Below are 9,292 nucleotides of genomic sequence, written 5' to 3' on the forward strand. Positions count from 1 at the left end.
AGGCAGGCGGCAGATCAGTCGTGGACGACCACGTCGTCAGCGGTGCTTTCGAGCGCATCCAGTGATCCTGGAGGAACTGCTGGAGGACGTGCGGGTCATGGCGGTGTCCGGTCGGTACCGGGGCGCGGCCCTCAGGGTGAGCCGTTGGTCAGCAGCAGGTAGAACACCGGACCCTGGTGGAAGAGGGTGACGGTGTCGCTGGTGGACCCGTCGAAGTACACAGGGTGCAGCGGGACTTCTTGGGTGTAGTACTCCGTGCAGCGCAGGAAATCGGGCTCCACGGAGGCGAACTCCCATTCCTGTGCTGCGGAACGCGAGCCGCCCGCCCCCCAGCGGTGCCAGTACCTCGTGGACGAAGTCCGCGACCAGCACGTCGGCCTCCTGCGCCGACTTGTGGCAGTTGTAGGGGGAGTACGCCTCACGCAGCAGCCAGCGCAGCCGCCCGGCGAACTCCTCATAGCGGAGCGGTGCGAGGGCTGCCCGGAACCCGTCGCGCAGCAGCCTGACCGGTACGTGATCCTCCTCCGGCGGCGCGTACGGGTTGCTCAGGAGGTACCACTGCCGTTGGCAGTCGGCTTCGAACATCATCTGCTCGAACAGATCGCTGCGCAGGTACGCGCGCAGCACCTCCTGCCTGTTGTCCACGGTCAGGGACTGCTCGGCAGTGACCTTGAGCAGAACGGTGTTGCTGTTCATCACCAGGTCGACAGCTGACAGGAAACGGTCGACCGCGGCCCGGTCCACCTCGGCGAGCAACGACTGCACGGCCCCTCCTCGCACCAGATCCCTGCACTCGTCGGGTGCAGCCGGCACCCGGGACCATTCTCGCCGACGATCTTCTCCGGGTGCGGCCCGCCGTACTGGTGCGGCCATGACGGCGGCGGTCGCTCCGAGCCGGCCGCCAGCGGAGGGCACGGATTTCGTATCGGTGGCGGTAAGGGGAAAGACTGCAGGTGAGTTCGGTGTCGATCAGGCCGCGAGGCCGGCCGTTTCCGCGCCCGGCCACCTGCACCACCGCCCGCTGTTCACCGAGCGCCACCCGCGCCGGCCCGGCCCCAAGCCCGGACGGCACCCCTGAAGGAGACCCCACAGTGCCCTGGAAGTCCCACCTCATCTGGACCGGCCACACCGCCGGCAACGCCACGACCGTCCACGAGGGCCGGACCTGGCACCTGTCCAAGCACCTCAGCCCACCGGACGACAAGGGCCGCTACAGCCCTTACGAACGCTGGTACCTCCACGCCGACGACGGCCACGGCCAGCCCAACCCTGACCTCGCCAGCCCCTCCCTGGGCCGCAACCGCGTCAACGCCCTCCGCCTGGCCGAACTGACCATCACCGGCTGGGAGAACAGCCACCAGCTGCGCCCCGGCGACGGCGTCCAACTGTGGCGGCGTACCGATGGCGACGGCGTCCTGGTCCCGCTGGACGAGCTCCTCGCCGGACGGCATCGCTGACCGCGACCTCTTGGCTCTGCACCGAGGTTTGACGGGAAGTGTCCGGCTCATCGGTCGAGGCTCCGAGCTGCTGGTGCCGGTCGGGCCTCCGGCTATGGGGATGTCTGCTGCGGCCGGTGCCCGTCCCGGCCGCCCCCGGGTGGTGGCCGGGACGCTGTCCCGGCCTGCCCTCGTGTCCCCGGCCGGGCCCGTGAGATTTCCTCCTGACGGCCCGTTACGGGGCTTTCCTGGGACCGCTCCACGCCGGGGCCGCCAGGTGTGGGCACGGTGGTGTGGGGGTGCTGCTGTCCCAGCGCCGTCCCACCTCTGTCTCAGCGCGCCGGATATGTCCGGCTTGCTGGGACGGGGTGTCCCGGTGGGTGTCCGCGCCGACTCAGGCGGTTCGGGCCTCCCTCCGAATTGACGGACCGTCGGAACATGCCGTCCGCGCTCCGTCACCCGATTCGCCTCGAATCACCGGGAGAAGAGAGCTGGTAGCGGGGGCGGTCTCGGTGGGTCGTTCAGGCTGGGTGGGGTGTCTGTTCGTCGGGGCCGGGTTGGGCGTGCTGTGCGTCGAGGAAGGCGTGCCCGGCCGGGTGGAGGGTGTATCCGTGCCGCGGTTGCGGGCTGCCGGTGGGGCCTGCGCTCCACAGCAGGCGCCCGCTGTCGGCGTCGACCGGGGGCGCGCCAACGATGCCGGGGCCACGGGTTGTGGCTGTGACGCGTGCGTGGGCGCAGACGATGGACCCCTCGCTCTGGTCGGAGGCGAGGATCAGGCAGAGCGGCGGCTTCTTCATCGCGGGGTGGATGCGCCCTCCGGCACGCTCCAGCAGCAGATCGCGTTCGTCGGGGACTGCAGCCCGGATGGTCAGCTGCTCGTAGCGCTCGTGCAGGTTCATCAGAGCCACGCCGTCGAACCAGATGTCGACCGTCTCCTCGCCCTCGTGCCAGGCGGCGCTGCGCAGCAGCAGCGTCATGTGGCTGACGGTGTAGCGCCAGATACGGAACCGCCGTTCCACGGTGAAACTCGTCGCGTTGACGGCCGGGGCCTGCTCACTCATGGGCTCATGATCGCGAGCCCATCCAGCAGCGGCAAGGCACTGCTGCTGCAGCCCGGTTCGGCTCGGCCTCGGAGGCCCCAACCCGGCCGGTGTGGCCTCCTGCGCCGCCTGGTCGCGGCGCCCGTGCAGGTACCGTAGGCCCGGCTCCGCACCCGCTGCCAGCCGGGCCGTCACCTCGTCACCCACCTGGTCGGGCCGGTGTCCTGGCCTGCTGCTGTCGGTGGTCGGCACCGTCGGATACTCGGGTGCGACTGCCGGGACGGCGGGGCTAGCATGGCGGTTTTGCGGAGCGGAGGAGGGGCGCGGTGCTGGTGATGCCGGGGCGGCGGACGTCGACGATGGAGCTGCTGGCCGTCGAGGCGGTGGGCCGTGGGATGGCAGTCCGAGCGGCGGACGAGTCCGACCTGGCGGGTCCTGCGTACTGGTACGGCGGGCCGGTCGCGGGTGCGGGGCTGGCGGACCGGCTCGGCTTCGCGCTGCTCGAGCCGGTGGACAGGTGGCTGGCCGAGTTGCCGGAGGAGTTCACCGGTCGTCAGGTCCGGGCGGCGACTGTCGCGGACGCGTGGGCGCTCGACCGGCCGACGTTCGTCAAGCCGCCCCGCGACAAGTCCTTCCCGGCGGATGTCTACGCCGACGGTTCCCGGTTGCCCTCCGGACTGGATCCGGCGACACCGGTCCTGTTGTCCGAGGTGGTGACCTTCGCGGCCGAGTACCGGCTGTTCCTGCTGGACGGCCGGATCGCCGCGGCGAGCCGGTACGCGGTGTTCGGCCGGCTCGACCCGCGCCCGCTCGGAACGGATCCTGCGGACCGGGCAACTGGAGCTGAGATCACGGAGTTCGCCGACCGGCTGGTCACCGCGGCCGGGCACACCATGCCGAGCGCCGTTGTCGTGGACGTCGGACAGCTGCTCGACCCGTACCGCCCGGGCCACCGCTGGGCCGTGGTGGAAGCCAACATGGCATGGTTCTCGCACGCGTACGCCGCCGACCCGGCGCGGGTGCTGGACGTGGTCCTGCGGGCGGCGGGGCCGCGCGAGCACGTGCGGCCGGGGGACCTGGCGTTCGTGCGGCACTGATCGGCACTGCGTGAACCGTCCCGCCCGGCGTCCAGGCGCGGTGCGGCCCTTCGGCTCCAGGGCTCCCGTCCGCCTGCTGCTGCGAGCAGTGTGCCGAGTCTCGGTGATCAGGGGGTTGCGGTGGGGCTCGGGGTGCGATCAGGGCCGAAGGTGACAATGTCGGGCTTGGCAGCGCCGTAGCAGCCCGCGTCGAAGCCGGCGCGATCCAGGCTCGCCCGCTTCGACGGCGACAGTTCGTTCCACTGAGTGGCGCACGTCTCAGCTGACGGCTCGCCGCCCCGGTGCACGATATTCAGGACAGCGCCGGCGCCGGCGTTGGCGGACTGGGCCCAGTCGGCTACCACCGGTTCGGCCGGTACGGACGGTGACGACGATGCCGGCGCGGGCATCGACGGCGCGGGCCGGGCAGTCCCGGACTCGGCGGAAGAGCACCCCGCCACCAGGGCCGATGAGCCGACGAGAGCAATTGCCGCCGCGAACTGTGTGATCTTGTGCATGGCAGCAGAGAGTAGCCGACACGAGTCACCCACTGCGGAGCGGGGCCGGGCCGAGCGCGGGGCAGAGGCCCCGGACACGTCCAGTCCGACCACTGCCCACATGCCGGGCGGCGGCCGCCCCGGTGCTCCCCAACCGGGCCCCGGCCCGACCGAGCATCCCCGCCCGCTGCGCAGCGTCCCGTTTCTGAGCAGCCGTCAGCTGTTCACCGGAGCTGGTTGATGGACGGCAAGGAGGGCGGCATGTCGTCGGTGACCCAGGCGTACTCAAGGGCCGACAGGGTCGTGCCTCCCTCGGCCCGGACCAGTGGTTCGCCGATGTACTCGCCGGAGCGGTCGTGGACGTTGGCGCTGCGGGCTACCCCCCGGCCGGCGGTACCCGGCGTCGGGCGCGCATCCGGAGGCGATGGTGCTGTGCGAGCACTGGACTTCGCTGCCGCTGCTGTCCCGCGACAGATGATCTTCGCTGCGGATCGGGTGAGCCGCCGATGAGGCGGACCAGGCTCGGCCCAGCGCCCGCCACATACGCCAGCAATTGAACGGGGGGGCGGGTTCGGCAGGGGGCGGCGTGCCCGGGACGCAGTGCGGGTTCAGCACTTCGGCGGCGGTCAGTCCTCGGGGCCGATCTCAACTGCGGCGCGGATGTCCAGTGTCCGCTCGGCCAGTTCCCCGGGCCTGCTCTCGCCCGTGGTGTCGGTGACAATCCCGACCGTGCTGCCGTCTGCCCAGGCGCAGGTGGTCTCGGATGTGGACGGGTAGACCAGCACCGCGCACATCAGTTGGCCGACGAGCGGGCCGGGCGGGAAGTCCTGCAGTTCGGTCACGGTACTGCGCATCACGTCACCGCCTTCCAGCCGCCCGAAGTACTTGCGCAGCTCCCGGGCCGGTTCCGGGAAGCTGCCGGTCAGACCGACCACGGTCAGCGTGGTCCCGGTTGCCCCGGTTGCCCCGGTTGCCCCGGTTGCCCCGGCGGCTCCGTAGCCGGCTACCGCCAGCTCCCGGTACGGCCTCAGCGCTGTCATCCGCCGCTCGTAGTCGGCGCGTACGGCCTGAATGTTCCCCTCGTCCGGGAGTCGTATCTGGTTCCCGATCCGATCCGCCAGGACAATCCTGTGTCGAGGAGGGGCGCCCGCGCCTGTCACGGCGGCCACCACCAGTGCTGTGGCCAGGCCCGCAACCACCACCCCCGCCGCCGCGAGCTTGGGGGACACCCTGCGGTACCAGGGCAGAGGAGCTGTGGGCTGCTGAGTGTTGGCCCAGATCGCCTGAAGACCGCCGAGCCGTTCGGAGGCCTGGTCGGTCTCGGGTTCGATGCCGGGCACGTCGTCTCGTTCCATGGAACCGGGAAAGGGAAGGACCCGGATACTACGTCAGCGCACGGACGGCAGCTGCCGGCGCTGCCGCTTCTCGCATTGATCAACCACAACGGGGATGGTGCCACAGCACTCTGACAGACCCGCTTAGACCGGGGCGTACTTGGGACCGGAGGTACGAGGAACCCGAATTGGGCTGCGCCCCGGCAGCCGGCCCGCCAGACTGCGGCCCGTGAGGCCCACCACGAACACTCACGCGTGATCCGCCCTCTCGACGTCCCCGCCGACTACCCGGAGCTGGCCCGCCTACTCTCCGGCACAGGGCCGGTACCGGTCACCCCGGAAGAACTCGACGCTCAGGACCGGGCCCTGCCGCCCGCCGACGCCCTCACTCCCGGCCCCGACGGGCTGCTGACCGGCCACGGCCGGATCCGGCTGGTCGAGGAGCACCCCGACCGACGGCTGCTCGCCTTCGCGACCACCTGGTGGGCGTCCTGGGCCCCGCCCGGTGACATCGCCTCCCATCTCGCACCGGGGAACAGCAGCTCGCCCTGGTCGGCGAGTTGGCGCGGTGGGCCCGGGTGCCGGGTGCGCACCGGCTGCCCGGTGAAGTCCCCGACGACCGGAGGGCGTTGGTACGGCCGTTGGAGGCGGAGGGCCACCGGGTCGAGGCCCAGGTGATCACTCAGGGCGCCAATGGCCCGCATGCGGTGGCGGGCCGTCCGCTCGCCTGAGGCCGCCGCCTGCCCCGCCTCGGCCCTCGCCCCGGTTCGCTGCGCCCGGTCGTCCTGGTGGCCGGTGCGGCGCCGCCAGGTTCCGGGGGCGGCGCTCTCGTGCTGCCCTGCCGGCAGGGGGCTGCCGGTCGGATCATCACTTGTGGTTACCCGTTCGAATGAACGTGCCTGGCGGAACTGTTGGTTGACCAACCATCGCTGCTACCAATGGCCTTGCACCCGGTTCCGTACCGGGAACGCACCTCAAGGCCGTGCGCGCATCGCACGCCTGCAGCAAGGACGGATCCACCCCATGGCACTCGCATTCCGCAAGACGCTGGCCGTCACCGCACTGGCCCTCACCGCCGCTTCCCTGCCCACCACGGGGGCCGGGGCCGCGGAGGCCGCCACCCCGTCCCTGCGTACTCCCGGCCTGTACTGTCTCGCCAACACCTGGGACAGCCCGAAGGACTCCACGAAGCCCTGTGACACCAAGGACCAGGGCCAGCACTGGACCCTGTCGGGCCAGCAGATCTCCCTCACCAATGCGAGGGCCTACTGCCTCGCCAACACGTGGAACGCCCAGGACGTCTCCACCAAGCCGTGCAACCCGAAGGACCAGGGCCAGTACTGGACCGTCTCGGGTCAGCAGATCTCCCTCACGTTCGCGCCGGCGTACTGTCTCGCCAACGCGTGGGGCACCCCGGACATCTCGACCAAGCCGTGCGACCCCAAGGACCCGGGCCAGCACTGGGTGGTCTTCAACGACCAGATCAGCCTCGCCAACGCCTGACCCGACCCGGCCGTCAGGAGCAGTCGGTCCGCCCACCTGCGGGTCCGGCTGCGCCTGGTCGTCCTGTTCTCCGTGACGGCCGTCCGGCAGCACCCGATGACCGTCACCGCGCCACCCGGCAGCCGGGTGCGGGCCCCGGCGGCAGGGAGGCGGAACACGGCTGCGGCCGCGGCTTGCTGACGGGCCGTCACCCTCGCTGGCCGCCGGGGCGTGCGGCCCGCCCCGGCGGGGAGGGCGGTCTGGGCGGAACTCGTGCTTCCCATCCCGCTCGACGCCCCCGCCCTCACCCGCCGGGCAGCAGGCCGCTCTGGGCTGCCAGGACGGCGAGGCGGACGCGGTTGGGGGAGCCGGTCCGGTCCATCAGCGCTGAGATGTGGGCCTTGACGGTGGTAGGACCGAGACGCAGGCGGGTGGCGATCTCGGCGTTGGACAGCCCCTGGGCGAGCAGGCCGAGGATGTCGCGTTCGCGTTCGGACACGGTGGCGCCGAGGTCCGTGCCGGGGACGGACCCGGAGGCGGAGCGCGACGCCCGGAGGACGACCCGCCGCAGGATGTCCGGGCTGAACGGGTGGCCGCCCGTGGCGGCGTGGCGGATCCCGTCGAGTAGTTCGTCGGGGGTGACGTCCTTGGCGAGGAAGCCGCAGGCACCCGCGGACAGGGCGGGGTAGAGGTGATCGTCGTCGTCGAAGGTGGTGAGCACCACGACGCGGGTGTCCGGCTGCTCATCGAGGATGCGGCGGGTCGCGGTGGCGCCGTCCACGCCGGGCATGCGCAGGTCCATCAGGACGACGTCCGGGCGCAGTTCGGCAGCGAAGCGTACGGCGTCCTCACCGTGGTCGGCCTCGGCCACCACCTCCAGGTCCGCAGTGGATCCGCACAGCATCCGCAGTCCGGCCCGGACCAGGCGCTGGTCGTCGACCAGCAACACTCGGATCACCGGTTCTGCTCCGCCCGCTCGCTGCCGGTCGCCGCCGCGACGGCGCGTACGCCCGGTGGCCGGGGCAGCGGCAGGGTGGCCGTCAGGCACCAACCGCCGCCGGGCGCGGGCCCCGCACTCAGGACACCGCCTGCCAGGGCCATCCGTTCGCGCAGGCCGACCAGGCCGTGGCCGGGGCCCGTCTGCGGCCCGCCCGGACGTGCGGCGGTCCGGGGGCCGCCGTCGTCGACCAGCTCCACGACCGTCTGCCCCGACGCCGGCCGCCGTACTCCGATCCGGACCTCGGCGCCCGGCCCGGCGTGTTTGGCGACGTTGGTCAGGCCTTCCTGCACGACGCGCAGGACGGCGAGCGCCTGCAGCGGGTCCAGGTCGTCCAGCGCCGGATCGAGCTCGGCCTCGATCAGGAGACCCGCCGCCACGCAGTCGCGCACGAGCGTCCGCAGCGCCGGGAGGAGTTCTGCCGGGGCCAGCGGCCAGATATCCGCCGCAGCGTCGGCCTGCGGTTCCCGGAGCATTCCCACCAGCTGCTTGAGGTCGTCCATGGCGCGCAGCGCGCTCTCGTGCACGTCCTCCAGTACCTCGGCGACCGGGCCGGCGCCGGCGGGGGCCACATGCCGCGCCACTCCCACCCGCAGGACGATCGCGGCGATGTGATGCGCCACCAGGTCGTGCACCTCCCGCGAGATCGCGGTGCGTTCGGCGGCGCGGACCGCCTGCCCGGCGAGCCGGCGGCGTAGTTCGGCCTCGGCGGCGCGTTCGCGGGACTCGTGTACGAGTCGGCGCACGGCATGGAGGTAGGCGCCGAGCAGCAGCGGGACCAGCACCACCACGGCGGTCCGGTAGGCCATGCCCGCCGCGTCGGCGGCCGGCCGCKGCGCGGCGATCACGGTGTAGACGGCCAGCACCGTCAGGACCCCGGCCGCGRCCGCCCGGCCGCGMCGGCGGGCGGCCAACTCCAGCAGCGCGACCGCGACCAGTACCTTCGCGCAGACCGGTGTGGTCGCACCGAAGCGTTCCGCCGCCAGCAGGACGGCCGACTGGCCGGCCAGCACGGCGAGCGGGCGGGCGGTGGCGGCGAAGCCCAGGGCCAGGCCGGCCAGGGCGCACGCCCAGTCGACAGCGGACGGTGCCGGTCCAGGCCGCCCGAGCCACAACCAGCCCACCGCGCAGAGCACCAGAGCACTGCGGGCGAGCAGCGTGCGGCGGCGCTCCGGTCGAGTGATCTCGAAGTCCACGTCCCGACAGTAGCCGAGACCAACGACGCGGCCTCCTACCCGAGGAGGAGAGCGCCTCGACCGATCGGTCGAAACCCCGGCCCGGCAGAGTGATCCGGCGGGCAGCGGCCGTCCGGCAGGCTTCGAGGCATGACAGACCACCAGCACACACAGCCCAACGGCAGCCCCCGCAAGCGTTCTGACGCCTCGTCAGCACAGTCCCCGGGCGTCCCCGGGCGCCGCGCCGTGCTTGCC

Annotated in this window: 11 protein-coding genes; 5 read left to right on the forward strand and 6 right to left on the reverse strand. The window is 72.1% G+C overall.

What is annotated here, in order from left to right; translation table 11 throughout:
• Positions 1-131: 131 nt before the first annotated feature.
• On the reverse strand, positions 132-281 hold the full coding sequence (locus ACXJMZ_RS28195; protein WP_457032857.1) for a hypothetical protein: 150 nt from the start codon (positions 279-281) through the stop codon (positions 132-134).
• Between the two features lie 67 nt (positions 282-348).
• Here ACXJMZ_RS28195 and ACXJMZ_RS28200 point away from each other — a divergent pair, with 67 nt between their 5' ends.
• On the forward strand, positions 349-714 hold the full coding sequence (locus tag ACXJMZ_RS28200) for a hypothetical protein (protein WP_457032858.1): 366 nt from the start codon (positions 349-351) through the stop codon (positions 712-714).
• Between the two features lie 377 nt (positions 715-1,091).
• The gene (locus ACXJMZ_RS28205; protein ID WP_457032859.1) at positions 1,092-1,457 is read left to right on the forward strand and encodes a hypothetical protein; all 366 of its coding nucleotides are present in this window, start codon (positions 1,092-1,094) and stop codon (positions 1,455-1,457) included.
• Positions 1,458-1,957: 500 nt separating this feature from the next.
• Here the strand turns inward: ACXJMZ_RS28205 and ACXJMZ_RS28210 are convergent, their stop codons facing one another.
• Positions 1,958-2,497 (reverse strand): hypothetical protein, encoded by a 540-nt coding sequence (locus ACXJMZ_RS28210; protein WP_457032860.1) that lies wholly within the window; start codon positions 2,495-2,497, stop codon positions 1,958-1,960.
• 338 nt (positions 2,498-2,835) lie between these two features.
• Between ACXJMZ_RS28210 and ACXJMZ_RS28215 the strand changes: the two genes are divergently transcribed.
• Positions 2,836-3,573, forward strand: a complete 738-nt coding sequence (locus tag ACXJMZ_RS28215; RefSeq protein WP_457032867.1) for an ATP-grasp domain-containing protein — start codon at positions 2,836-2,838, stop codon at positions 3,571-3,573.
• A gap of 107 nt (positions 3,574-3,680) precedes the next feature.
• Here the strand turns inward: ACXJMZ_RS28215 and ACXJMZ_RS28220 are convergent, their stop codons facing one another.
• Together ACXJMZ_RS28220 and ACXJMZ_RS28225 are read right to left on the reverse strand one after the other, a co-directional pair.
• Positions 3,681-4,070, reverse strand: coding sequence for a hypothetical protein (locus ACXJMZ_RS28220; RefSeq protein ID WP_457032861.1), 390 nt, complete (start codon positions 4,068-4,070; stop codon positions 3,681-3,683).
• 605 nt (positions 4,071-4,675) lie between these two features.
• Positions 4,676-5,404, reverse strand: coding sequence for a hypothetical protein (locus ACXJMZ_RS28225; RefSeq protein ID WP_457032862.1), 729 nt, complete (start codon positions 5,402-5,404; stop codon positions 4,676-4,678).
• Positions 5,405-5,638: 234 nt separating this feature from the next.
• Between ACXJMZ_RS28225 and ACXJMZ_RS28230 the strand changes: the two genes are divergently transcribed.
• Both ACXJMZ_RS28230 and ACXJMZ_RS28235 read left to right on the forward strand, forming a co-directional pair.
• The gene (locus tag ACXJMZ_RS28230) at positions 5,639-6,061 is read left to right on the forward strand and encodes a hypothetical protein (protein ID WP_457032863.1); all 423 of its coding nucleotides are present in this window, start codon (positions 5,639-5,641) and stop codon (positions 6,059-6,061) included.
• A 345-nt stretch (positions 6,062-6,406) separates the two neighbouring features.
• The gene (locus ACXJMZ_RS28235; RefSeq protein ID WP_457032864.1) at positions 6,407-6,886 is read left to right on the forward strand and encodes a ricin-type beta-trefoil lectin domain protein; all 480 of its coding nucleotides are present in this window, start codon (positions 6,407-6,409) and stop codon (positions 6,884-6,886) included.
• Between the two features lie 283 nt (positions 6,887-7,169).
• Here the strand turns inward: ACXJMZ_RS28235 and ACXJMZ_RS28240 are convergent, their stop codons facing one another.
• Complete coding sequence (locus tag ACXJMZ_RS28240; RefSeq protein WP_457032865.1) at positions 7,170-7,823, reverse strand: response regulator; 654 nt, start codon at positions 7,821-7,823, stop codon at positions 7,170-7,172.
• Positions 7,820-9,058, reverse strand: a complete 1,239-nt coding sequence (locus tag ACXJMZ_RS28245) for a sensor histidine kinase (protein WP_457032866.1) — start codon at positions 9,056-9,058, stop codon at positions 7,820-7,822. The genes ACXJMZ_RS28240 and ACXJMZ_RS28245 overlap by 4 nt, the downstream gene beginning before the upstream one ends.
• Positions 9,059-9,292: the final 234 nt, after the last annotated feature.

It is taken from the genome of Kitasatospora sp. P5_F3 (genome assembly GCF_054049135.1).